The 24,512-nt window shown below is 47.2% G+C and carries 23 protein-coding genes and 1 riboswitch; of the genes, 17 read left to right on the forward strand and 6 right to left on the reverse strand.

Features of this window, described 5'->3' with window-relative positions; genetic code table 11:
• Positions 1 to 6: 6 nt before the first annotated feature.
• A complete protein-coding gene (locus D1627_RS06995; protein ID WP_119431508.1) occupies positions 7 to 1,362 on the reverse strand; it encodes a voltage-gated chloride channel family protein in 1,356 nt (451 codons plus the stop codon).
• 46 nt (positions 1,363 to 1,408) lie between these two features.
• Positions 1,409 to 1,477, reverse strand: a riboswitch (Fluoride riboswitch).
• 349 nt (positions 1,478 to 1,826) lie between these two features.
• Here D1627_RS06995 and D1627_RS07000 point away from each other — a divergent pair.
• From D1627_RS07000 to D1627_RS07010, 3 genes are read left to right on the forward strand one after another with little or no spacing between them, the layout of a single operon-like run.
• Positions 1,827 to 3,566 carry a sodium:solute symporter family protein gene (locus tag D1627_RS07000; RefSeq protein WP_119431509.1) on the forward strand — a complete coding sequence of 580 codons (1,740 nt, stop codon included), beginning with the start codon at positions 1,827 to 1,829 and terminating at the stop codon, positions 3,564 to 3,566.
• The gene (locus D1627_RS07005; RefSeq protein ID WP_119431510.1) at positions 3,506 to 3,958 is read left to right on the forward strand and encodes a GNAT family N-acetyltransferase; all 453 of its coding nucleotides are present in this window, start codon (positions 3,506 to 3,508) and stop codon (positions 3,956 to 3,958) included. The genes D1627_RS07000 and D1627_RS07005 overlap by 61 nt, the downstream gene beginning before the upstream one ends.
• A 1-nt stretch (position 3,959) precedes the next feature.
• The gene (locus tag D1627_RS07010) at positions 3,960 to 5,033 is read left to right on the forward strand and encodes an alanine racemase (protein WP_119431511.1); all 1,074 of its coding nucleotides are present in this window, start codon (positions 3,960 to 3,962) and stop codon (positions 5,031 to 5,033) included.
• A gap of 120 nt (positions 5,034 to 5,153) precedes the next feature.
• On the opposite strand, the gene D1627_RS07015 is transcribed toward D1627_RS07010, so the two are convergent.
• Complete coding sequence (locus D1627_RS07015) at positions 5,154 to 6,077, reverse strand: universal stress protein (RefSeq protein WP_119431512.1); 924 nt, start codon at positions 6,075 to 6,077, stop codon at positions 5,154 to 5,156.
• A 146-nt stretch (positions 6,078 to 6,223) separates the two neighbouring features.
• On the opposite strand from D1627_RS07015, the gene mbhE reads away from it, so the two are divergent.
• From mbhE to mnhG, 7 genes are all read left to right on the forward strand, one after another.
• Positions 6,224 to 8,530 carry a hydrogen gas-evolving membrane-bound hydrogenase subunit E gene (gene mbhE, locus D1627_RS07020; RefSeq protein ID WP_119431513.1) on the forward strand — a complete coding sequence of 769 codons (2,307 nt, stop codon included), beginning with the start codon at positions 6,224 to 6,226 and terminating at the stop codon, positions 8,528 to 8,530.
• The gene (locus D1627_RS07025; RefSeq protein ID WP_119431514.1) at positions 8,527 to 9,063 is read left to right on the forward strand and encodes an MnhB domain-containing protein; all 537 of its coding nucleotides are present in this window, start codon (positions 8,527 to 8,529) and stop codon (positions 9,061 to 9,063) included. The genes mbhE and D1627_RS07025 overlap by 4 nt, the downstream gene beginning before the upstream one ends.
• A 6-nt stretch (positions 9,064 to 9,069) precedes the next feature.
• Positions 9,070 to 9,435: an NADH-quinone oxidoreductase subunit K gene (locus D1627_RS07030; RefSeq protein WP_119431515.1), complete on the forward strand. Its 366-nt coding sequence runs from the start codon at positions 9,070 to 9,072 to the stop codon at positions 9,433 to 9,435.
• A 243-nt stretch (positions 9,436 to 9,678) separates the two neighbouring features.
• On the forward strand, positions 9,679 to 10,980 hold the full coding sequence (locus D1627_RS07035) for a proton-conducting transporter transmembrane domain-containing protein (RefSeq protein WP_233555540.1): 1,302 nt from the start codon (positions 9,679 to 9,681) through the stop codon (positions 10,978 to 10,980).
• Between the two features lie 10 nt (positions 10,981 to 10,990).
• Positions 10,991 to 11,488: a Na+/H+ antiporter subunit E gene (locus tag D1627_RS07040; protein WP_119431517.1), complete on the forward strand. Its 498-nt coding sequence runs from the start codon at positions 10,991 to 10,993 to the stop codon at positions 11,486 to 11,488.
• Positions 11,485 to 11,754 (forward strand): monovalent cation/H+ antiporter complex subunit F, encoded by a 270-nt coding sequence (locus tag D1627_RS07045; RefSeq protein ID WP_119431518.1) that lies wholly within the window; start codon positions 11,485 to 11,487, stop codon positions 11,752 to 11,754. Before D1627_RS07040 ends, D1627_RS07045 begins: the two co-directional genes overlap by 4 nt.
• Before the next feature lie 6 nt (positions 11,755 to 11,760).
• Complete coding sequence (gene mnhG / locus D1627_RS07050; protein WP_119431519.1) at positions 11,761 to 12,201, forward strand: monovalent cation/H(+) antiporter subunit G; 441 nt, start codon at positions 11,761 to 11,763, stop codon at positions 12,199 to 12,201.
• Here the strand turns inward: mnhG and D1627_RS07055 are convergent.
• On the reverse strand, positions 12,158 to 12,988 hold the full coding sequence (locus D1627_RS07055) for a metallophosphoesterase (protein ID WP_119431520.1): 831 nt from the start codon (positions 12,986 to 12,988) through the stop codon (positions 12,158 to 12,160). The genes mnhG and D1627_RS07055 overlap by 44 nt on opposite strands.
• A gap of 129 nt (positions 12,989 to 13,117) precedes the next feature.
• On the opposite strand from D1627_RS07055, the gene D1627_RS07060 reads away from it, so the two are divergent.
• Positions 13,118 to 14,980, forward strand: coding sequence for a chloride channel protein (locus D1627_RS07060; RefSeq protein ID WP_233555541.1), 1,863 nt, complete (start codon positions 13,118 to 13,120; stop codon positions 14,978 to 14,980).
• Between the two features lie 12 nt (positions 14,981 to 14,992).
• Here the strand turns inward: D1627_RS07060 and D1627_RS07065 are convergent, their stop codons facing one another.
• A complete protein-coding gene (locus D1627_RS07065) occupies positions 14,993 to 16,054 on the reverse strand; it encodes an o-succinylbenzoate synthase (RefSeq protein WP_119431521.1) in 1,062 nt (353 codons plus the stop codon).
• A gap of 224 nt (positions 16,055 to 16,278) precedes the next feature.
• On the opposite strand from D1627_RS07065, the gene egtB reads away from it, so the two are divergent.
• From egtB to D1627_RS07090, 5 genes are all read left to right on the forward strand, one after another.
• Positions 16,279 to 17,553 (forward strand): ergothioneine biosynthesis protein EgtB, encoded by a 1,275-nt coding sequence (gene egtB, locus D1627_RS07070; protein ID WP_119431522.1) that lies wholly within the window; start codon positions 16,279 to 16,281, stop codon positions 17,551 to 17,553.
• 3 nt (positions 17,554 to 17,556) lie between these two features.
• Positions 17,557 to 18,564 (forward strand): L-histidine N(alpha)-methyltransferase, encoded by a 1,008-nt coding sequence (gene egtD, locus D1627_RS07075; protein ID WP_119431523.1) that lies wholly within the window; start codon positions 17,557 to 17,559, stop codon positions 18,562 to 18,564.
• 112 nt (positions 18,565 to 18,676) lie between these two features.
• Positions 18,677 to 19,786 carry an aminotransferase class I/II-fold pyridoxal phosphate-dependent enzyme gene (locus D1627_RS07080; protein ID WP_119431524.1) on the forward strand — a complete coding sequence of 370 codons (1,110 nt, stop codon included), beginning with the start codon at positions 18,677 to 18,679 and terminating at the stop codon, positions 19,784 to 19,786.
• Between the two features lie 124 nt (positions 19,787 to 19,910).
• Positions 19,911 to 21,254, forward strand: coding sequence for an MATE family efflux transporter (locus tag D1627_RS07085; protein ID WP_119431525.1), 1,344 nt, complete (start codon positions 19,911 to 19,913; stop codon positions 21,252 to 21,254).
• Positions 21,255 to 21,385: 131 nt separating this feature from the next.
• A complete protein-coding gene (locus D1627_RS07090) occupies positions 21,386 to 21,898 on the forward strand; it encodes a DUF922 domain-containing protein (RefSeq protein ID WP_233555542.1) in 513 nt (170 codons plus the stop codon).
• 78 nt (positions 21,899 to 21,976) lie between these two features.
• On the opposite strand, the gene D1627_RS07095 is transcribed toward D1627_RS07090, so the two are convergent.
• On the reverse strand, positions 21,977 to 23,509 hold the full coding sequence (locus D1627_RS07095; RefSeq protein ID WP_119431527.1) for an FAD-dependent oxidoreductase: 1,533 nt from the start codon (positions 23,507 to 23,509) through the stop codon (positions 21,977 to 21,979).
• 209 nt (positions 23,510 to 23,718) lie between these two features.
• Between D1627_RS07095 and D1627_RS07100 the strand changes: the two genes are divergently transcribed.
• Entirely contained in the window at positions 23,719 to 24,075 is a 357-nt protein-coding gene (locus tag D1627_RS07100; protein ID WP_233555543.1) for a tRNA-binding protein, read from the forward strand.
• A 5-nt stretch (positions 24,076 to 24,080) separates the two neighbouring features.
• On the opposite strand, the gene D1627_RS07105 is transcribed toward D1627_RS07100, so the two are convergent.
• The gene (locus D1627_RS07105) at positions 24,081 to 24,464 is read right to left on the reverse strand and encodes a DUF4296 domain-containing protein (RefSeq protein ID WP_119431528.1); all 384 of its coding nucleotides are present in this window, start codon (positions 24,462 to 24,464) and stop codon (positions 24,081 to 24,083) included.
• Between the last annotated feature and the right edge of the window lie 48 nt (positions 24,465 to 24,512).

Raw genomic sequence — 24,512 nt, forward strand, 5'->3', positions numbered from 1 at the left:
TGCTTTTCATGTAGCGTTCTTTTTTCGGCGCATTTTTTTGTGATGATCGAGGGCGCTAAGCGATTTTCCTTTAAACCGGCCATAAAACAGATGCTTCGGCGAGCCAATTATCTGTGAACCATAAATGCCCGAGTGCCCCGAAAAAAGATAAGCCGTTACGCAGGCCAGTGCCATGTACTCCGCGCTATCCGCCCCAAACAGCTCTATAGCCATGATAGTGCAGGTGAGCGGCGTGTTAGTTGCACCCGAAAAAACTGCTACAAAGCCCATACCGGCAAGCAGTGCCAGTGGTAACGGAATTGCCGTTGATAAGGCATTACCGAGTGTGGCGCCCGTATAAAACAGTGGAGTAACCTCTCCTCCTTTAAAACCAGCCCCAAGTGTAAAGGCTGTAAGTATGATTTTGACGATTGCATCGTACCATGGCAGCTGATTATCAAATGCACCAAGTATGGTTGGGATGCCCAACCCGATATACTTTGTAGTGCCCATCAGCCATACAACAGTAGCCACAACGGCGCCACCAAACAGCGGCCGCAGAGGCGGAAACGTTACTTGCTCCTTAAATAGCCTTGTGAAAAAATGCGTTGCTTTGGCAAAGATCATTCCGGCTAAACCAAAAATAGCTCCGGCCAGCAAAGTATAACCTATGCCTAATGCTGAAAGGTGCGGCACTATTGGGATACCATACTGCGTATGCCCCACACCCCACGCCAGGCAAGTATAATCGGCAATGATAGCAGCCAGAAAACTTGGCAGTATTGCCTCGTAGCGGATGCGGCCCAGCACAAACACTTCCAGCCCAAAAACCGCACCTGCCAATGGCGTACCGAACAAGGAAGCGAAACCAGCGCTGATACCAGCTATAATTAAAAGTTTCCGGTCGCGGGGACGAAGCTTAAATACGTAGGTAAGTTGATCGGCCAACGTGCCACCCATTTGCACAGCTGTGCCCTCACGGCCCGCCGAGCCACCAAACAAATGCGTGACCAATGTTCCAAAAAGAACCAAAGGAGCCATCTTGAAAGGGATGATCTTGGCAGGGCGATGAATTTCATCGAGCAGCAGGTTATTGCCGCCATTGGCGCGCCCACCATAGTAATGGTAAAGCAGTCCCACCAGCAAACCACCCAGTGGTAAAAGCCAAATGATCCACGTGTGCGTTTCACGGTACGTTGTCACCCAATCCAGCGAAACCAGGAAAAAAGCAGAAGCAGAGCCCGCCAACGTTCCTACAAGCATGCACATGAGCAGCCACTTGAGCAGGTAAAGTATAGCAGTAGCTTGCTCGCCAAGCGAGAGGGCTTTGCTCAATAGTTTCTTGAAAGCTGATTTTTGGGGTGTAGGTGCTGGGTTTTTCATGTATAGCTGCTAACAAAGTTACAGCAAGGCCGCATTATGCGTGCGTCTTGCAGTAGGAGTCATCAGCGCTGCCCGGGCAGGCGGTTTCAGGTGGCACCCCATCACCTTGTGGCACAAAGTTAAGAATAGTGGCTAAAAGTTACAATACCACTGGCGCACACAAAGGTTTTACCATCGAAGCTCCCGTTTGTTAAAGGATAGCTAATCTGTCTTCTGGTTTGAAGTATTCGCGGTAAATCTAAATAGAACTCAACTAATAATTGTTTCTGCTTTTTGACAAGCAAGCGCAGCAAGCCTATTTATAAATTCAGATTAATTTTGCACAAAAACGATGCAATAGTAAAGGTGTAATTAGCGCTTCCGGATTGAAAAGCTGTAAATAATGAGGGTGTAAGGGCAGAATTGACTATCTTCAAGTAAAACATTCTACCTATACCTAAGTCAGACTTATACTTTTCCAATAGATGCATTACATTGACCTTTCGATCTTCGTGCTATACATGCTGGCTATGCTTGGCGTGGGCTTTTACTTTCTTAGAAAAAACGAAGGCGCTGAAGATTATTACGTGGGTGGTCGCTCCATGAGCAGTAGCCACATCGGCCTCTCCGTGGTTGCGACGGATGTTGGCGGGGGCTTTTCCATTGGCTTGGGCGGGCTGGGTTTTGCCATGGGCCTTTCTGGTGCCTGGATGCTTTTTACAGGTCTTCTGGGAGCCTGGCTGGCTGCTGTGTTCCTGATTCCTAAAGTCAAGAACAATCCTGCCTTCGCCAATTTCTTCACATTTCCGCAGATCTTCGGCTACTATTTTAATGCACGCGTGGCGCTGCTTGCCGGTATTATTTCTGCCATTGGCTATACTGGCTTTACATCTTCCCAAATATTAGCGGGCGCAAAGCTGGCCAGCGGCACCTTTGTTGACCTTGACTTGAATACGGCCCTGTTGATAATGGGCATCATTGCGGTGGTTTATACCGTTATGGGTGGCCTGAAAGCCGTTATCTATACTGATACTATCCAGTGGGCCATACTTATGGGTGGGTTGGTGTTTATAGGCATCCCGGTTTCCTTTTTAGCTGTGGGTGGCATGGATACGCTGGAGTTCTCGAGAATGCTACGTATGGATTACCTTTCCGCACAATCCACTAAAAGTATGGCTGCCATTCGCGCTACCTTGCCTCCTGAGTTTTTAAGCCTTACAAATATTTCCTGGCAGCAAATCGTGAACTGGGCTATTACCATTATACCGATCTGGTTTGTGGGCATGACGCTGTATCAGCGCATCTATGCGTGCCGCGATGTAAAAACAGCCAAGCGTGCCTGGTACATTGCCGGGCTGTTTGAGTGGCCGATTATGGCTTTTATGGGCGTAAGCCTCGGAATTTTAGCGCGGGTGGGCGCCGAGCAAGGCATGTTTGATGCCTTGGGGGCCGGCGCGGTGGTAGACCCCGAAACAGGTTTACCCATGCTGCTGCGCTCTGTACTCCCCGTTGGTTTAATGGGCTTGATGCTCTCTGCATACTTTTCTGCCATACTTTCCACGGCTGATAGCTGCCTGATGGCCTCTTCCGGCAACATCGTGACAGACGTCTTAAGTCACTTTTTTAAAATAGACCCGGAGTCGCCGAAAACCCTGCGCCTTTCGCAGTTGATAACATTATTGGTTGGTGCCTTTGCCCTGTGGCTGGCCACCATGATGACCAACGTGCTGGACCTGATGCTCTATTCCTACGCCTTTATGGTTTCTGGTTTGTTTATACCCGTGCTTGGTGCATTGTTCTGGAAGCGCCGCAGTAGCTTGGCCGCTTTTTGGGCTATGCTGATAGGCGGTGTAGTAACCGTAGTGCTTCAAGTAAGCATGCTAGCTTTGCCTGGCTCAGACGCTGATTTGCTAACATTAGCCGATACACTTAAGCCATACTTTGCACCGGAGCTCCAAACTACCTGGTTGAACCTGAGTGAGTTTGAGCTCAGGGCTTTGCTTGAGCGAACACTTTCGGCCAACAGCATCGTACATATCTCCTGGCTTAACCTTACATTTACCTTGCCTTACAACTTAGACCCGAACCTTTTCGGGCTAACGGCTTCTCTTATCCTTTATATTTCGTTAACAATACTGTACCCTGATATAACAAAGAAAAAAACATGGCAGACAACAACAGCATCAGTTACCATACCTATACCCCAACCGACCACGCCTCGCTAAACCGTGACGAGGTGTTAGACTTCCTTTTTGAGCACCTGGATGAGTATGGCGATCAGCGGCAGGACATTGCCAAGTGCATGGATTATGCTCTCTCTGATGCAGAGGGTAAAGGTGGCTCGGTATTAGTTGCCCGCGAAAACGATAAAGTGGTGGGAGCCCTTATTCTGAACAATACCGGCATGAAAGGGTATATACCAGAGAATATCCTGGTGTATGTTGCTGTGCATGGGAGCACGCGTGGCAAAGGCGTTGGTAAACAACTTGTGCAAATGGCCATCGATTTGACCCAAGGCAGTATAGCCCTGCACGTGGAGCCGCATAACCCGGCCCGCAAACTTTACGAAAAACTAGGATTCACGAACAAATATTTAGAGTACAGACTAACAAGATAACATGGCAGTTTTAAAGCTGTACCACAACAAATTACTCCATAATTACAAACACCTGGATCAGGTGTTTCAGGAACACGGCATTGATTGGGGCATTGTAACTAAGTTACTCTGCGGCCACGAGCTATTTCTGAAGGAGGTGCTGGCCTTAGGCGTAAAGGAAATCCACGACTCCAGGGTTTCAAACCTTAAAACCATTAAGAAAATGGCCCCTGAGGTACAGACCGTGTATATAAAGCCTGCCCCGAAGCAAAGTATTCCTGACATTATAAAGTATGCCGATGTTAGCTTCCAAACGGAATTGGAGATCATACGCCTGCTTTCTGAAGAAGCCGTTAACCAAGGCAGGCTCCATAAGATCATTATCATGATTGAAATGGGCGATCTACGCGAAGGCGTGATGGGCGAGGAGCTAGTAGATTTCTACGAGAAAGTGTTCAAACTGCCCAGCATATCCGTAATTGGCTTAGGGGCTAATTTTAATTGCCTGCACGGCGTAATGCCTACTCAGGATAAGCTTATCCAGCTCAGTTTATACAAGCAGATCATCGAGACCAAGTTTAACCGCAACATCCCTTGGGTTTCTGGAGGCACCTCGGTTACTATTCCGCTATTGTTTAACCATCAGCTGCCAGCCGGCATCAACCACTTCAGAATTGGCGAAGCATTGTTTTTTGGCTTGAACCTCTTCACCAACGAAACGTTTGAAGGCATGCACGACGATGTTTTCGAACTTTTTACCGAGATCATCGAGCTGACTGAAAAGCCGATGATACCAAGCGGCATACTGGCCGATAACCCGAGTGGCGAGAGCTTTGAGATAGATGAAAGTCTATATGGCAAAACATCGCACCGGGCTATACTTGATGTGGGCCTGCTAGATATTAACCCAAAGTTCCTGATTCCGAAAGATGCAGGTATAAGCGTCATAGGTGCCAGCTCGGATATGCTGATCGTGGAGCTTGGCGACAATGAGCAAAACTTTAAAGTTGGAGATGTGCTGCGGTTTAACCTGCGCTACATGGGTGCACTCAGCATTTTAAACTCACGCTATATCACTAAGGAAGTAGTAAAGTAATTACTAGTGCAATTAATTTAAAAAGCCATAGCTAAGTGTAAAGCTATGGCTTTTTTATTGATGGGTGTAAGTAATTTAAATTGAGTCAACCGAAATCATTGCGCTGCTAACATCAGGAGGTTATGGAGACAGAAGCGCATCCAAAAAGCCCATATCCTCTTCCTTGTTTTTGAACACCAGTAGCGGAATGTCCATATCATACTTCAGGACTTTCTCGGTTACGCTTCCAATAACGAAGAGGGCTGCGGCAGAAAGCCCTTTTGCCCCAATGACCAGCATATCAGCACGGTTGCGCTTTGACTCCAGCACCACTAGTTGCCCAATATCTGTATTATCGTCCTGCCGTACCAGTACAAGTTCGGCCCGTTCGGTCAGTTCCGGAAACTTGCTTAGCAGGTTTTCATACTTTTCCCGTGCAAACCCCTGCATGCGTTGATCAAATGACTCATACGTCATGCCGAGCGTGCGGTAGCCTGTTGGCACCTGGTAAATATGCAGGCAGATAACATGGATATCCGGCTTCGCTAAGGCAGAATGCAGTACCCGATCCAAAGCCATCTCACTATACTTCGAGAAGTCCAGGCTTACTACCACGCGTTGTAATTTCGGCTCGAAAGTTTCCGGTACGAACAGCACCCCTACCCTTCCGGTGCGCAATATTTTCTCAGCTAGCACGCCACTTCCCCGCAACCTCAGCTTACGCCCTACCAGCATAAGGTCGATCTGTTTCACTTTTGCCCAGTGCAGCAGTTCCTTTAGCGGAGTGCCCTCCTCTATCAGAACCTCAACCTGCGTTTGGGGCAGACCCTGAAACGCTGGCCCTACTTTTGTCATTATGTCCTCCCGGATTCCCTCATCGGTAGGCAGGTTACCCCGCTCCATGCCTTGCAAAAACTCACTAGGTAGGTCAAGGCTCTTCTCTACGTGTATAAAGTATACTTTCTCCACCTGGAGCTCAGCACACAAAAAAGCCGCATATGGGATCAGGGTAGCATCCATTGGCGTTAGGTCCAGGGCTACCATTAGTCGGTTTAACGTGTTCATGGCAATGCGTTTAGCGTTGAAGATTCCGAAGACACCTCCTGTTATGGAGCCATTAGCGGCTACAGCGCAACCAAATGCAGGGAGTCAGGTAAGTGTATTTATGCATACGGTATTGTGCAAAAAAATATACGTTTAGCTAAACATTCATGCTCTTCGCAATTCTAATAGGTGTATTGTTTGCCTTTATAGCCCCGCTAGTATATCGGTTGCTAGGCAGGTATGTTGCTATACTTATGGCGTTGCTTCCGCTAGCGCTATTTTCATATTTCATCAGTTTATACCCTCGTGTTGTTCAGGGAGAAGTAATTATTGCAAATTATACTTGGGTGGAGGCGCTTGCTATTAACTTACAGTTCAGGCTGGATGGCTTGAGCTTAATCTTTGTGCTGCTTATCACGCTCTTTGGCTTTCTAATTATGATTTACGCCAGTGCCTACCTGCAGGGAGACCCCTTGCTGGGGCGGTTTTACCTTTACCTGACGTTGTTTATGACAGCCATGTTAGGTATTGTTACGGCGGATAACATCTTTTGCCTGTTTCTCTTCTGGGAGTTAACCAGTGTCAGTTCTTATTTACTGATAGGCTTCAATAATACCAACAAACAAGCACGGGTGTCGGCATGGCAGGCGTTGTTGGTAACCGGTGGCGGCGGGCTCGCCTTGTTTGCCGGCCTTATCCTTCTGAGTATAGCTAGCGGAGCTCATACTTTCACAGGCTTATTGGCTCAAAAAAACATACTTGCTGATCATGCATCGTTCTTGCCGGCCTTTGTGTTGATAATGGTCGGCTGCTTTACGAAGTCCGCACAGTTTCCATTTCATTTTTGGTTACCAAACGCTATGGCCGCCCCGACTCCGGTGAGTGCCTATTTGCATTCTGCAACCATGGTCAAAGCCGGCATATATTTATTAGCCCGCTTGGCCCCTATACTTTCCGGCCCGGATGTATGGTTTTATACCCTAGCGGGGGTAGGAAGTATTACAGCCATACTTGGCGCAGTGGTAGCGGTGCAGCACACCGATATAAAAGCCATACTTGCCTACACTACTATTGGCGCGCTCGGGCTCTTGGTAATGATGCTTGGCATTAACTCAACGCTTGCCATAAAGGGAATGTTGGTTTTCTTGGTGGCGCACGCGCTTTACAAGGGCACACTTTTTTTGGTTGCCGGTGCAATAGACCATTGCATGGGCACACGAAACATAAGTCAGCTGAGATGCCTAGGAGAGCATATGATACCATTGGGCATAGCCGCTACGCTTGCAGCGCTTTCCATGGCTGGGATTTTACCTTTTCTAGGGTTTATAGCAAAGGAGATGCTCTACGAAGCAACCTTCACTACACCTTGGCTCTTAGGCATAGCCACATTGAGCGGGCTCGTTTTCGTGGCCATCGCCCTGTTGCTTAGCTATAGGCTTTTCTGGAAGAAGTCCTCAAAGCCCACCCCTCCGCGCCATGCGCTTAGTATAGGCTTATACTTGCCTCCACTGGTTTTGGGGATTGCTGGGCTTACTGCTGGCTTAATGGTTAGCTCTGTACCGTCAAAATTGATTAATGGCGCCATGCAACAGATTGTAGCTAGCCATAGCAATACCTATAAGTTGGCCCTGTGGCATGGATTTACCCCGGTATTCTGGCTAAGCATAGGTACAGTTATACTTGGGGTATCGCTTTACCGCTTTCTGCCTTTTATTCGAATACGCTCAGTTGGGATGCAGCACATGTACAAGTATGGGCCTGATGCCTTATACCATCGTGCATTTGAGCGGCTTCTGCATGGTGCAAAAACATTTATCGCCAAGCTGCAGAATGGATACCTAAGAAGTTACATCATATATATAATCCTGTTTTTTTGCGGACTTCTTTTAATTGTAATGTGGCGCGACCCTTCTGATATAAGCTTTAGCCAACCGGCCGCCTCGCTGAATGAGACCCAGCTATACGAGTTCGTGCTTGTAGCATTAGTGATTGCTGCGCTTATTTATTTGCTGGGCACGCGCTCGCGCCTAACGTCCATTGTAGTAATGGGTTTGGTTGGGTATTCTGCAGCGTTGCTTTACGTGCTTTTCGGTGCGCCGGATGTGGCGGCCACCCAGTTGCTGATAGAGACACTTACGGTTGTGATTTTTGTATTGCTATTGCACAAGTTGCCCGCCTTTACTTACCTCTCACATCAGTTTCAGAAGTATAAGTTTATTGCCATAGCCATATTTTTTGGGGCCGTTATGACTTACGTGATGCTCCTGGTTCAGGCACGGGCCGTGGATTCTGACTTAAAGAAATTTTATGGTGCCGCCAGTTACGAGCAGGCGCATGGCCGGAATATCGTGAACGTAATTCTGGTTGATTTCAGGGGGCTTGATACCCTGGGCGAAATTAGTGTCCTGGCAGTGGCGGCCATCGGTATTTATGCACTGCTTCGCTTAAATTCTGAAAAAGGAGGTAAACCATGAGAACGTTAATTTTCGCGACTGCTATCCGCTTACTAACCCCCTTGTTTCTGCTGTTTTCTGTTTATATTCTTTTTAGAGGGCATCACCATCCAGGTGGTGGGTTTATAGGTGGTTTGATCTGCTCGCTTGCCTTTGTGTTTCATGCGCTTGCTCACGGCTCCGAGCACACTGAAAGTACGTATTTCCGGTTATCCGTTTGCCAATATAAAGCAAATGGCAAGCCCAGCCAACTATACTATGTGTGGAGTTGGATGCAGTTAGCTATCCGCAAAAATCACCGCAACGGCAACCATAAACGTTTTCACGTTATTCGTTTGCGGCCAATTTATCTGATGGCATTTGGCCTGTTACTGGCTGCAGGAAGCGGCATGGTTGGGTTGATTCTTGGAAAGCCCTTTATGACGGCGTGGTGGCTACCCCTGGAGTTACCGGTATTAGGTTCTTTGGGCACGCCTCTCTTATTCGACACTGGCGTGTTTATGTTGGTACTTGGGATGGTGCTAAAAATGGTTTTCACGATGAAAAAAGAATAGGAAACCATGGATTTACTCATGCCATTCATGATTGGAACTCTGTTTTCGGTGAGTTTATACTTGATCCTTCATCGGCACTTGTTTAAACTCATACTTGGGCTCATACTTTTCGGACTCGCAACTAACCTGTTTCTTTTTATAGTGGGCGGGCTAACAAGAGGGAGTACAGCTATAATTCGGGAACAGGAAACTATACCAAAGGAGCCTTATGCCGACCCGGTGCCGCAAGCGCTGCTGCTAACAGCCATCGTCATAGGTTTTGGCATTCAAGCTTTTGCCATAGTCTTGATTCGTCGCGTGTATCAAACCTTTAAATCCAATAATCTGAACGATCTTCGGGGAGACAGAGGCCCCGAAAAAAAGAAACATTAGCATGTCATAACCCAAAAACACCCTATGTCGGCGCACCTACTCCTTGTTTTACCGCTTCTTGTGCCTTTGTGCGGTGCGATAGTGTGCCTTTTATTCTGGCGCCTAGAGCGATGGCAGGCGCTTGTGTCGGGGTTTACACAGATTACCTGGTTAGGATCAACCATTTTTTTATTAAAGAGAATAATTACTGATAAAGCTATAAGCACGCAGATCGGCAGTTGGTCGGCACCTTTCGGTATAACTTTGGTTGCTGATACATTTAGCGCGCTTGTACTTCTGGCTGCTGCGTTAGTTGGTTTGGCCGTCTTTCTATTTTCTGTGTATGGCCTGGATAAATCTCGCCAGCGTTACGGATACTTCCCGCTGATGCTCTTTCTGCAAGTGGGCGTGGGCGGCGTATGCCTAACAGGAGACCTGTTTAATTTGTACGTGTGGTTTGAGGTTATACTAATTTGCTGCTTTGCGCTTTTGAGCCTTGGCGGAACAAAGCCGCAACTGGAGGGGGCCTTAAAGTATGTCACTATAAACTTTATTGCCTCTGGTTTGCTGCTTACCGGGATAGGTGTGGTTTATAGCTTGTTTGGGGCCTTAAACCTGGCTGAGCTAGCACTTATTGTTCGTGAAGGCACTCACCTTAATTTGCCGCTATTGAGTATGGCTAGCGTATTTTTCCTGACAGGGTTTGGAATCAAAGCGGCCATTTTCCCGATGTTCTTCTGGTTGCCAGCCTCATATCACACCTCGCCCATAGCCATTTCTGCATTCATAGCTGGCCTTATCACAAAAGTTGGCATATATACTCTAATACGTCTCTTCACGCTGGTATTTATTACAGACCAGACTTTTATGATGCCACTAATGGCTATACTTTCCGGGGCCACCATGGTGGTGGGTGTAATAGGAGCAGCCGCACAGAACGATTTCCGCCGTATCCTTTCATTCCATATCATCAGCCAAATTGGCTACATGCTCATGGGCCTTGCTATCTATACACCGCTTGCTATAGCTGGCAGTATTTTCTTCATCATTCACAACATACTTGTTAAAACCAACCTATTTTTGGTTAGTGGTGTGGTGGCGCAGTATCATCGTACGTTTCAGTTGCCGAGGCTTGGAGGCGTATACTTGCAGCAGCCATTTATTGCTTTGCTTTTCTTTGTATCGGCGCTAAGCCTGGCAGGCACGCCCCCGCTTTCAGGCTTTTGGGGAAAGTTTATGCTGGCAAAGGCTGGCTTTGAGGCAGGTAACTACCTTCTTGTTACGACATCGCTCGGTGTGAGCCTGGTTACGCTTTTCTCAATGACGAAGATTTGGAACGAAGTATTCTGGAAATCGAAGCCCCGCAAGCCTTCCACTTCTATCCTATTAACCCAGTCGGATCGTTTGCGCATAGCGTTGCTTTACGTGCCGGTGGTTTTCCTGCTTTGTTGTATTCTCGCCATTGGAGTGTATGCCGGGCCGCTGATTGAGTTGGCTATGCGCGCTTCTCAGGACTTGCTTCATATCGAAACGTATACAGATACAGTATTAGGGAAAGCCAGATGAACGATATGCCATGAGACTATTTGCACTTCATAGCGCTATTGCCTTCGTGGTGATTTACTTACTCTTTAAGCAAGGCTACGTGCCTATGCCTTATACCGCAACCAATGCGATCTGGCTTTATGGCATGTTGTTCTTTTGTCTTTGGCTAAGTACGTACTTTTACAGGAAAACATACTTTGCCAAGCTCCCCAAATTTTTTGTGTTCGTTTTCGTATTTATAAGATACCTCTTGGTAGCGAATATCAAAGTGGCTTACGACATCGTTACACCGCATTATTACATGCGCCCCACCATACTTGCCATCCCGCTAAAAGCAAAAACTGATCTGGAGATAACCTTGCTGGCAAACATTATTACGCTAACGCCCGGAACTTTAAGTATCGATGTAAGCAAAGACCGCAAAGTATTGTATGTGCATGCCTTATATGTCAAGAACAATGATGTTGACCGTATTAAGAGAAGTATTCAAAATAACATTGAACGCAGGATTCTAGAACTAACCGCATGAGTGCATTTGAGGTAACGCTAACTATAGCGATGGTTGTGTTAAGTCTGTGCCTGGTGCTTACGGCTATTCGATTTGCAATTGGCCCAAGCCTGCCGGACCGCATTATCGCGTTCGATTTAATTGTAGCAAATGTGATTGGCATTATTGCCATATACACGGAGTTTACAAATAATCAGAATTTTATAGACGTCGCGATAATTTTGTCGCTGTTTGGTTTTTTGGGCTCAATAACATTTTCTTATTACCTGATGCGCATTAACAAATAACAAACCATGGAATCAAATATTGATTGGCTACAAGTTCGGGAGATTATAAGTTGCGTGCTCATTCTAATAGGGGTTGGTTTTATGCTTACCTCTACCATTGGGCTGCTAAAGTTCCCTGATTTTTATATAAGGATGTCTGCCATCACAAAGGGAGCCACCTTGGGGTTAGGCTTGATATTGCTGGGGATGGGAATTTATTTTGACGAGCCGGGAACCTTGTTGAAGGTGTTAGCTATCATTGCATTTACGTTCTTAACAGCTCCGGTGGCAGCACACGTAATTGGGCGTACGGCGGTACAGAACAACATTCCTTTCTGGCACCGTACCAACATGACAGAGTTTGACAAGTATCTTACACAAGAGCATCTGAACCAGTATATCAATCACGACAGGTATAAAAATGTTAAGGCTGCGGAGAGTGGTGATGCTGTGGATGGTAGTGAATAAAAGGCCTTACAGACTCAGCATAGACTTGATGAGCTTCAACTGAGGTTAGGATATGGTCAGGATACATAAGCGCAGTCAGCCTTCCGCCAAACACGCAGCCTGTATCAATGTTAATGGTGTTGTTGCGCCAACGCGGCTCATGAACCGGAGTATGCCCGTAGATTACAATGGCTTTGCCGCAGTAATCGGCAGCCCAGTCCAGGCGAATGGGTAAGCCTTTTTCATCGGTGCCACCCGTTGTTGGGCCATATAGACATAGTTCTCTTACTACTTTTGTATTACGGCCATGCAGCCGCTCCTCTAAACCGGCATGGGCAACAACTAGCCGTCCTTCATCTAATATGACATGGTGTGGCAGGCTTTTAAGAAAATTTTTCACGCGGTTTAGAAAGGTTTTGTCATAGGGCTCCAGCTGCTCTTTGGTAAGCTCCAGGCCATGCCTGATTTTTACGTTTCGCCCGATAAGCATGCGGTAAAGCTTGTCGTCGTGATTGCCGCTCACACAATAAGCCACACCCTGATCCACCATATCCATAACCAGTCGAAGCACTTCCGGGGAATTGGGTCCGCGGTCAACCAGATCGCCAACAAAAACGGCCTTACAACCTTGGGGGGCATCAACTTTATAGCTCTGCTCTGTATCAGAAAAGCGTATAGTATAACCCAGGCGCTGCAGCAGCAACATCAATTCATCGAAACAGCCGTGCACGTCCCCGATCACATGAAAGGGCCCGTGCTCATGCAGGAGTTCCAGGTTGAATATATGATCGCCGTTATTATTACTCATTTTAGCGGAATTCTTGTGAAAATGTAATCTATCTCTGCCCAATAGGCACTACCTTCTTTTAATAACAGTAAAAACCACGCAGAGGTTAAGGAAAGCTACATTATTTTTACTTAACAAGCTGTAAAACAGATGAAATTTAAGTTGGGGTTGGTGCTGCTTCTTCCTAATTTTGTAGAATCAAAGTCCAAATTTTTCAGGCTTACATCTGAAATGCCTTATTATAAAAAAACAAAAATCCCTCTGCTGTGGTTGCGCCGCCATACCTCTGACCGTGAGTTTATGCTCATTTCCAGTGTGTTGGTTGGCCTTACGGCAGGTTTAGCCGCTGTTGTTCTAAAGACGCTGGTACACTACATACATGTGCTGCTTGCTTACGGAAACCGATTACTGGACCAGCCCTATTGGCTAGTGGTTTTTCCGATCATAGGCATATTGCTGACCGTAATCGTGGTGAAGTATATCTTTAAAGGAAGCATAGGCCGTGGCACGGCGGGGGTGCTGTTTAATATTTCCCAGAAATCCAGTATGGTAGAGCGGCATAAGATGTACTCCCACATAATTACGAGTGCGCTTACGGCTGGCTTTGGTGGTTCTGCCGGTCTGGAGTCTCCTATTGTGGTAACAGGCTCAGCCATAGGCTCAAATTATGGACGGGAGTATCACCTGAATTACCGAGACCGCACCCTATTGTTAGCTTCCGGTGCCGCTGCCGGTATCGCTGCTGTGTTTAATGCCCCAATTGCCGGGGTGTTGTTCGCCATTGAGGTGCTGTTGACGGATATAAGCATCTCTGCATTTATCCCGCTCATCATCTCTGCGGTTGTCGGGGCATTGTGCTCCAAAATGATCCTGCAGGAGGAGATACTCTTCAATATTGGACAGCGTGAGTTTTTCGAGGCTTCGCACCTGCCCTTTTATGTGATGCTCGGCATACTTTGCGGGATGATTTCGGTGTATTATACCCGCATGGCCTTACGTGTGGAGGAAATGTTTGAAGCGTACCAGAACAAGAGCTATAGCCGCGCTATGGTGGGCGGTATTCTACTGGGTTTGCTTATTATGCTATTCCCTCCTCTCTTTGGAGAAGGCTACGACAGCATCCGATTACTGGAGGGCAACAATGCGCAGGAAATGCTCCAAAACAGCTGGCTCGCATTTTTCGGCACCAACGAGTGGTTTATACTTTGCTTTGTCGGGGCGCTGGCGCTGGTTAAGGTGTTTGCCGCTACCATTACCATTGCTTCTGGCGGCAACGGGGGAAATTTCGCTCCGTCAATGTTTGTGGGGGCAAGTACCGGCTTTTTCTTCTCGCGGCTGGTAAACCTGCTCAGCCTGAACAACCTGCCGACAAGCAGTTTTTCGATGGTAGGTATGGCTGGCATTTTGAGTGGAGTAATGCATGCGCCGCTCACGGCAGTATTCCTTATTGCAGAGATAACGGGAGGCTATACATTAATGATCCCGTTGATGATTGTGGCAGCCACCTCTTACGCCATGGTAAAATATTTCGAGCCATACTCGCTGGATACTAAAAAGCTGGCGCAGAAAGGGCAATTGCTCACGCATAATAAGGACCGCACCATTCTGCGCATCATGAAAATCCGACACCTGATAGAGACGGAATTTCAACCGGTTTCTCCGGACGCAACGCTTGGTGAGCTCGTCGAGGTAATTGCGCACTCCCGCCGCAACCTGTTCCCGGTGGTTACCCAAGACCGCAAGCTTGTCGGCGTTATTCTGCTCGAAAACGTGCGCGAGATCATGTTTAAAACCGAGAAGTATGACTTGGTGAAGGTTAAGGAGCTAATGATAAAGCCGCCAGCCATTGTGCAGTATGACGATAGCATGGCCGATGTAATGAAGAAATTTGATGAGTCTGGTGCGTGGAACCTGCCTGTGCTGCGCGAGGAATGCTATCTTGGCTTCGTTTCAAAATCAAGTATCTTCACTAAATACCGCAAACTGCTAATCAAGACCACCAACGTAGCCTAAGCAAAATTATAATCAAGCTTCCTGCGACGCTCTGAACCAAAGTGCACCCTGCTCAATCTGCAGCGGCGAGGGAATGTTGTTGTGGTATAATTGTCCGGTCCCAAGTCCTTGTGGCGTGGTTATGTCGTACTGCGCAGTAAACTGGCTGATGGCATTAAGCCCAATGTTTGACTCCAAAGCTGATGTAATCCACCAGCCTGCCCCCTTGGCTTCTGCAAGTTTTATCCATGCAGCACTGGAAGCCAAGCCACCCACTAACGTGGGTTTCAGGATGATGTACTGCGGGTTTACGGTTTCTAGTAAATGCTTTTTTTCTTCGGACGAGCGTATTGCGATCAGTTCCTCATCTAAGGCGATGGGTACAGGGGTATAGGCACACAATTTAGCCATTTCATGCAGTTGGCCTGCTTTAATGGGTTGCTCAATCGAGTGAAGTTCATACTTTGCCAGCCTTTCCAGTTTCTTAAAGGCTTCCTGCGGCGAGAAAGCTCCGTTTGCGTCTACCCGCACCGTTAGGCAATCGGCTGGGGCCACTTCGCGGATACTCTGCAATAGGTCAAGCTCAGCCGTAAAATCCAGGCTCCCGATTTTCAATTTCAGGCAGGTATAACCCTCAGCCAGCTTCTTCTCGATCTGCTGCTGCATAAATGCTTTGTCGCCCATCCAAATCAGCCCGTTGATGGGTATGCCAGTTTCTCCTTGGCTAAAGGCATTATCAAATATTTTCCAGCCACCGCCATGTTGTAAGTTTAGCAGCGCGGTTTCCAGGGCAAATGCAATGGCAGGCCAATCACATAAATCAAGCTCTTCTGCCAAACGGTTGACCTGCAGCAGTTCCAATTCTCTGCTGTTAACCTGCTGAACCAATTGCTCCAGCTTTTGCTCTAAATCAGGCCGGTAGTCTATACTTAAACCTGCCAAAGGCGCGCATTCACCCGTGCCATACACTTCTGGTTGCTCCTTATCCCATACTTTTAAATAGTACACAATGTGCTCAGAAATAGCTCCCCTAGATGTTCGGGCATCAAACTTAAATTGTAAGGTATGGCGGGTATAGCTTAGGCAGAGGCTCATAAGTATAAACGTTATTCAGGTGGCAAGATAAACCATTCGTGGCAAATCTGTCGTAAATGAAATACAATGTATAACCAATCCGTGGCAAAGCAAGTACATAGTTCGTCTGCTATCTACGGCCAGTCACCTACAGGTGGCAACCAGACTTACATAAAAATAGAATTTAGGCCTTACCCCAAGCATATATAAAATCCTCCTATCTGGCCAGATAAATCATTCAATATATGAGCACACTAACCACGTCAGCCACATACGCCTTGTTGCAGCGCTACCACACTACCCGCAAACAGACTGTAAAACTCTGCGAACCTTTAGAGCCGGAAGACACAGTGGTGCAGCCCATTATTGATGTAAGTCCGCCTAAATGGCATATGGCCCATACTAGTTGGTTTTTCGAGACGTTTATACTTGTGCCGCACCTGCCGAACTATAAACTCTTTCATGAAAGTTACAGCTATCTGTTTAACTCTTACTACAACAGCGTAGGCAGCCGTGTGCAGCGCGACCAACGCAGCACACTTACCCGCCCGCCGCTCCGTGATATCTATTCCTACCGAAACCATGTGGACACGCATATCACTCAGCTGCTCGAGCATATATCCGATGAGGACTTGCTTAACATTTTGCCTGTATTAGAGCTGGGTTTACAACATGAGCAGCAGCACCAGGAGCTACTGGTTACAGACATTAAGTATATTCTTAGCACCAACCCTTTGCTGCCTGCCTATAAACCCCAGTCCAATGGTAAGGTTATTGAAAAGGCAACAGAGGCACGTTTTCTGGAAATACCCGGAGGAGTTTACAAGATTGGCTACACCGGAAACGATTTTTGTTTCGATAATGAGTTAGGCGTGCACGAGGTGCTGGTCAATGATTTCGAAATTATGAACAGGCTGGTGACAAACGGCGAGTACCTGGCATTTATGGAGGACGGCGGTTACCATGACTTCAGGCATTGGTTAGACGAAGGATTTGCCATGGTAAACTGTGACAAGCTGGAGGCACCGTTATATTGGGTAAAACAGGATGACGAGTGGCACCGTTTTACCATGCATGGCTTGCAGAAGGTAAACCTAAATGAGCCTGTAACGCATATTAGCTTTTACGAAGCTAATGCTTATGCCACCTGGGCCGGCAAGCACCTTCTTACTGAGTTTGAATGGGAAGCCGCCTCGCAAGTATACCCGCCGCAATCAGGCAATTTTGTTGAAAGTGAGCACCTAGAACCAATCGCCGCTGATCCGGCTAAAGATAGCTTGCAACAGATGTACGGTAACCTTTGGGAATGGACTTACAGCGCTTACCACCCATACCCTGGGTTCACCAAAGCCCCCGGAGCAATCGGCGAGTACAACGGCAAATTCATGATCAACCAGATGGTGCTCCGCGGAGGCTCCTGCGCTACCCCCGAAAACCATATCCGTACTACGTACCGTAACTTTTTTCACCCAGACAAGCGCTGGCAGTACACAGGCATACGGCTAGCCAATAAACGATAACATATGATTTCAACCGCAACGATAGCATCCATGGTTAACTTAAGCCGCAAACAGGACGGCTCTAACGACACAGCAGCCTTTGCCAACGATGTGGCCGAGGGCCTGAGCCAAGAACAAAAAACGCTTCCCTCCCGCTACTTCTACGATGGCCGCGGCAGCAAGCTTTTTCAGCAGATTATGGATCTGCCGGAGTATTACCTTACTCGCGCCGAATTCGAAGTCCTGACGGATAACAGGCAGGATATGGCCGCATATTTCTCGGGGGAAGGTTTTTTCCATATGATTGACCTTGGCGCCGGAGATGCACTTAAAACCAAGATTCTCCTCCGCGAGCTGGAAAAGCAACAGAGCATGTTTGATTATGTGCCGGTTGATATATCGGGTGATGCCATGCAACAACTCAGTGAGAGCTTGCATGACGAACTGCCTGAGTTGAAGGTGGAAGCTGTGGTTGGTGAGTACTTTCAAGCCTTAGAGTGGTTGCAAGATAATAAATCGGAGCGTAAGGTGGTCCTGTTTCTAGGATCAAACATTGGCAACTTCGAGCTTACTGACAGTAAAGCTTTCCTGAAATCTGTCAGAAGTTATCTGAAATCGGGTGACCGCCTGCTTATGGGTGTGGATTTACGCAAAGACCCACAGGTTATTTTAGATGCCTATAACGATGCAGCGGGCATAACCGCTGAGTTTAACCTGAACCTGTTGCACCGCATAAACAGGGAATTAGGGGCGGATTTTGATGTAAACCAGTTTAATCACTATGCCTTGTACAACCCCCAGGAGGGCGTTATGCGCAGTTTTCTGGTGAGCAAGCTAGAACAACAAGTTACTATAAAGGCAACAGGCCAGTCTTTCTCGTTTGATGCCTGGGAATCTATCCATACAGAAAACTCTCATAAATATACGCTTAATCAGATTGAGGATTTGGGTAAGGAATGCGGTTTTGCCATCGAAAAAGTATTTTACGATAGCCAGCGTGGGTTTGCGGATGTACTTTTTACAGTAAGCTAAAGTATGATCGCCAGCGAAGGCCCCTGCAAGTATGGAATTTATGTTTTATACTTGCAGGGGCCTTCGCATTTAAGCTTTACCCGAAATAATTTAAGATAAGTAAACAGCAACCATGGAAGTAATCTCCCTTGCCGCCGGCACCTCTTATTTTAAAAGCCCTGAGACTGCCATAGATGCGGCAGTACAAGCCTTGGAGGCGGGCCATACCTTATATGGCCCCACAGAAGGGACTTTGGCATTGAGGGAGACTATTTGCAGAAAGTATAATTTAGATGGAATAGATTTAAGTGCTTCTCAGGTAGTTGTAACGCCGGGTACAAAGCAGGCGCTATTTAATTTATTAACCGTACTCATCCAGCCGAATGATGAGGTAGTTGTGCCGACCCCTGCATGGTTCGGCTTCCATGAGTTGATGCGCTACAGCCCGGGTAAGCTGGTGCCATTACCAACACACCTACAGGATGGGTACAAGCTTAGCCCGGAAATGCTGGAAGCAACCCTCACTGAACGCACACGCATCCTGTTGCTAACAAACCCTGGCAACCCCAGCGGCAGACTTTACAGTAAAACAGAGTTAGAAGCTCTGCTAGCAGTTACTAATAAATATCCTAACCTTTACATTATCTCCGATGAAATATATGACCTTATTACTTACAGCCGGGCTTTTACTACTATCCTTTCCTGCGAAGGGGCGAAAGCGTCAAGAACAATCATTGTAAATGGTTTTTCGAAGACGTTTGCTATGTCTGGTTGGCGCCTGGGGTTTATAATTGGGCCAAATGACCTCGTTAAAAAGAGCATCGATTTTCAGGGTGCTACCTTTTCGGGGGTGAGTGTTTTTTTACAGGAGGCGGCTAAAGCTGCTATTGAGTTAGGAAGTGCGCATTTAGCCTTGCAAAAAGATGTGCTGACGCGAAACCGTGAGATTATGCGACAAGGCCTAGAAGCCATCCCTAATGTGAGGTTTTACCTTCCGGATGGCGCGTATTATTTTTTTCCGGATTTGAGTGACTATCTCGGCCACACCAGTATATCCGGCGAGCAAATCAGAACGACTGATGACCTTTGCCGCTATTTTCGGAGCTGTTATAACCTTGAGCTCGCCTCAGGTGACTTGTTTGGCGCGCCCGGGCACGTCCGGATGTCGTTTGCTGTAGAGCCCCATCGGTTACAGGATGCAATGCAGCGTTTGCGCCAGGGGTTGCTCCTGTTAACGGCGTAAAGTATACTTTCTGCCAGGGCTTTACATGCATGTAGTGCCAAGCCTACAACCATAATGGATTAAAAGCTGTGGTTGTCGGTTATTTCCTCTAATTTTGCGGCCGTTTACCCCATACTTTTGCCGCATGGACAGCCTCAGTTATAAAGATCATTTCGCCAAAAACTTCACACTTGCCTTTCCGGTGGTACTTAGCCAACTGGGTCATATTTTGGTGAGCGTGTTCGATAGCCTGATGGTGGGGCGAATAGGAACACTTCCGCTGGCTGCCGCCTCGTTGGGCAACAGCATTTTCACCATCACGCTGGTGTTTGGGCTGGGCGTATCCTATAGTATAACGCCGTTGATCGCGGCAGCCGATGGCCGTAACAACTATACCCGTATTTCGCTTTTGCTGTTAAATGGCCTGATCTCCAATGTTATGCTTGGCGTGCTTCTCTTCATTGCTGGGTATTTTTTATCCCCGTACATTACGTTGCTTGACCAGCCCGAAGACGTAGTAACGCTTGCGGTGCCGTATATCAACATTCTCTTTCTATCCATGGTGCCGCTGATGGTGTTTCAGGCTTTCAGGCAGTTTGCTGAGGGGCTTTCGCTCACTAGGCAGGCCATGTATATATCCATCATTGCCAACGGCATCAATATCATCCTTAACTATATCCTGATATTCGGAAAATTTGGGGTGGAGCCCATGGGTCTGGTTGGCGCTGGGTGGGCAACCCTTATCTCCAGAATACTGATGGCTATTGTAATGGCTGTCTGGGTTCTATATGCCAAAAGGTTTGAGGTTTACTGGCACTTTCTGCGCCTGAGGCATTTATCTTTCATCCATATGTACCGCATTTTCAAATTGGGCTTACCAATTTCAGGGCAGATGATCTTTGAAATGGGGGCCTTCAGTTTCTCAGCGGTAATGATAGGTTGGTTGGGAGCCAAAGAGCTGGCTGCACACCAGATTGCCATAAACGTGGCCTCCGTAACCTACATGATGGCCAGCGGGATAGCTGCCGCTGCTACCATTCGGGTAGGCAACCAAAAAGGGCTGGGCAATTATATTGCTATGCGCATGGCTGGCTACAGCAACCTGGCAATGGGCGTTGCCTTCATGATGGGTAGTGGTTTGTTGATGGTACTTTGCAAAAATCTCATCCCAATGCTGTATATTGATGATGTGGAGGTAATCCAAATGGCTTCCAGCCTGCTTATTATAGCTGCCTTGTTCCAGATATCTGATGGTATACAGGTAGTTGGGTTGGGTGCGTTAAGGGGATTGGAGGATGTACGAATTCCGAGTCTTATCTCGTTATTAGCCTATTGGGTTATTGGCCTACCAGTCGGATATTATTTGTGCTTTAAATCTGATTTCGGGGTGAACGGCATCTGGTTGGGGTTATTGGTTGGCCTATCGGTGGCAGCCGTATTACTGACTGTGCGTTTCCGAATATTAAGTAATCGCTTGATAATCAGGTAAAGTACAAATTACTGGCACTTTTTATATTTTACAGCTGTTGCAGTTTGTAAGCAGATTTACACTTTTAGCCAAAGTATAACATGTTTACTTTCACCCTTTTCCTATCCTTATGGGCAAGGATATTTACGCCCATGCCTGATCCAGGTGTGCCGCTTATTGCCGATACAAGTAACGGCAATGACTTCGCAGCCCAGGTTGTATGGTCTGAAAGCAGGCGTTTAACTTGGGAAGACTTCAAAGCACTCCCTGATAACGATAACCCTCACCACGCTCTTACTGCCGCCAACCTGGCAGTAAACGCCAAATGCAAAGACGGTAAGTTTACATACATTGTAAACTGCGTATTTCTACCCGAGCAGTCTTGGACCAAAAACAATAGCTCCGAAAAGTTGCTGGCGCATGAGCAGCTGCACTTTGACCTGACGGAAGTGCATGCCCGCCAGCTTCGCCGCGATTTGGAAGCATTAAGTTGCGGCACTCTTAAAGCCAGCCTGAACCCAACAGTAGCCAATGCCTTCAAGAACTGGAAGGCAGAGCAAGACGCTTTTGATAAAGCATGTCGGCATGGGCTAGACAAGCAAGAGCAGCTACTATGGGCACAAGACATAACCCAGCGGCTACACAGTTTAGAAATGTATAGATAAATTGAGTATTGTTTATAAAGCATCAACGGCGGCTAAAGTAAGATTTAGTCGCCGTTGATGCTTTTTCGCTCGGTAGCTTTATTCTGCTGGTCCTAGGTCGTGTTTAGTTGGGCCAGTAATTACTTTACCAAAAGGGTCAAACCTGGAGCCGTGGCAAGGGCAATCCCAGGAGCTTTCCACGCTGTTCCAACTAACCACGCAACCTAAATGTGGGCAAATGGCAGAACACTGGTGCCTGATGCCATCCTGATCACAATATACCGCTACCTTAGATGCGCCTTTGCGTATGATTTTACCTGTGCCCGGCATGACCTGCATAGGGTTCCCTACATCTCCCGAAGTTAGGTAGTCCTTTATTTGGGCTGCTACATTCATGTTTTCCTTGATGAATGTGCCAGCTGCCTTTAAGCCGCTCCGCGATGGATCATATAATTTTTCCCAGGCGTTAGGCCTGCTCATAATTAGATCAGTGATAAGCATCCCTGCAATGGTGCCATGGGTCATGCCATGGCCTGAGTCACCGGTAGCTATAAATGTATTTTCGCCATGGCTCGGGTCGCGGCCAATGTATGCCAATCCATCAACAGGCTCAAACACCTGCCCAGACCATTGGTAAAGCACATCTTCAGCCATCGGGAACTTCAACCTCGTCCAGCGGATCAGCTCCTGAAAACATTCAATGGGGTGGTTGTGCTGGCCTGTTTTGTGATCTTCCCCACCAACTATCAACAGGTCGTACTGCTCTTCGGAAGTAGTGTTCTTCTGCAGCCTGATATAATGGTAAGGATCTTGTGTATCCCAATACAAAGCATCCTCAACGGAGTTAGCCGGTATCTGTACGCCAATGGCATAGGTTCGGTATGGCGCTTGCTTGGTATGAATTTGAAAGCGATGGTTAACCGGCGTATTGGTTGCAACAACCATGTGGTTAGCCGAGACGGCATGGCCTGTTGTGGTTACAGCCGTTGTAACCATGCCTGGCTGAAAATCAATGACATGAGAATCCGTAAAAATCTTTCCCCCTAAGTTCAAGAATGCTTGCGCGAGCCCTGCCAAGTATTTCATGGCATGAATTCGGCCCTGATTCGGGAACTGCAGGCATGGTAGTGCGGTAAGCGTGCCAACCGGCGACTTTTTGCGCAGTACCACGTCGGCCCAGCCTATTTGCTGAACTGCTTCTAGCTCCTGCAGCAGGTTTTCTTCTTCTTCCCGGTTATTTGCAAACAGATAACCATCAACCCGTACAAAGTCGCAGTCAATGCTCTCAGCTTTAGCAATCTCCTCTATCTTATCAATAGCCTGCGCATGGCTTTGGCAGGCCAGTCTAGCAGATTCTTTCCCAAACGTCTTAATCAGGTTTGTATAGCGTTCATCCAAAGCATTGGAAAGGTGGGCCGTAGTGCGGCTGGTTTCTCCCCCTCCTATCTCCTTAGAATCCAGAACTACAACTCGTTTGCCCTCTTTCGCCAGCAGGTAAGCTGTTGTTAACCCGGCAATGCCGGCACCAACCACACATACATCGCACGTTACATTTTCCCCGAGCGGGTGTGTGCTTGGCAGCTTCACGTGGTTCATCCATGCAGTTAAGGTAGATCCGGATTCTCTTTTCATAGTTTTTTATTTTGTACGAATGGCTGATAACTACCTTTGCAGAAGCTTGAACAGATAGTTGCATAGGATTACGGAGCATAGGGGCATATGTTGCCAAAGTATGGCAATACAGCGATTCAAGGCAGTTTAAGACGGTTATTGCAGGATCAGTATGCTTTTATAGGTAAGTTGTGCTAACTTGAAATCCTTAAGCAAAAAAGAGATAAAATATGTATGCACCAGCAGAAGCCATGGACGATATCTCGTGGAAGCACTTTGAGCAAACCGATTTACGCGCGGGCACAATTGTGGCCGCCAAAGAATTTCCGGAGGCTAGAAAGCCTGCCTATAAATTACAAGTGGACTTAGGCCCCTTGGGTATTAAAAAAACAAGCGCACAAATAACACAACACTATAGGCCCCAAGAGTTGGTTGGGCTGCAGGTGATATGCGTGGTGAACTTAGGCAAAAAGCAAATTGGTAGCTTCATGTCTGAAGTGTTGGTGACAGGCTTTGCTGATGAAAACGGAGATATTTTACTGGCGCGCCCTGCTGGTTATGTACCCAACGGCAGCAAATTAATGTAGCAGGCTTACTCAGCTGTCAGTTCCTCTAGCTCAGGTTTCTTGCCTTCTCTGATCTGTATTTTAGTTTCGCGCAGGCTAAGTGTGTCTACAACTGTTTCGTAGAGCGCATCCATTTCCGTTAGGTTTTGCAGGTAATAGCGGTATGTTTCCTTGAAAGACTCAGAGGTTACGCCATACTTTTCAAATATTTCCTCCTGCTCTTTGTTAAACACCATCAGGGCAGTATCCGGATAGATGACGTTGGACTCAATCAAGGCCTCGGTCATATGGATATCTGCCAAAATAGGTACCAGCTTACTTTCCGGTATCAGATTATCAGGCTTTTTATCGTTCTGGCGCTGGCAGCCAAGCAGGCTGAGGCAAAAAAGTATGCAGAAAAGTTTTTTCACGGATGAAAATTACGAGATTATACTTTAATTTTAAAATCGGACCTGAGG

Origin of the sequence: Pontibacter oryzae (genome assembly GCF_003576375.1) — a bacterium.
Lineage (GTDB): Bacteria > Bacteroidota > Bacteroidia > Cytophagales > Hymenobacteraceae > Pontibacter > Pontibacter oryzae.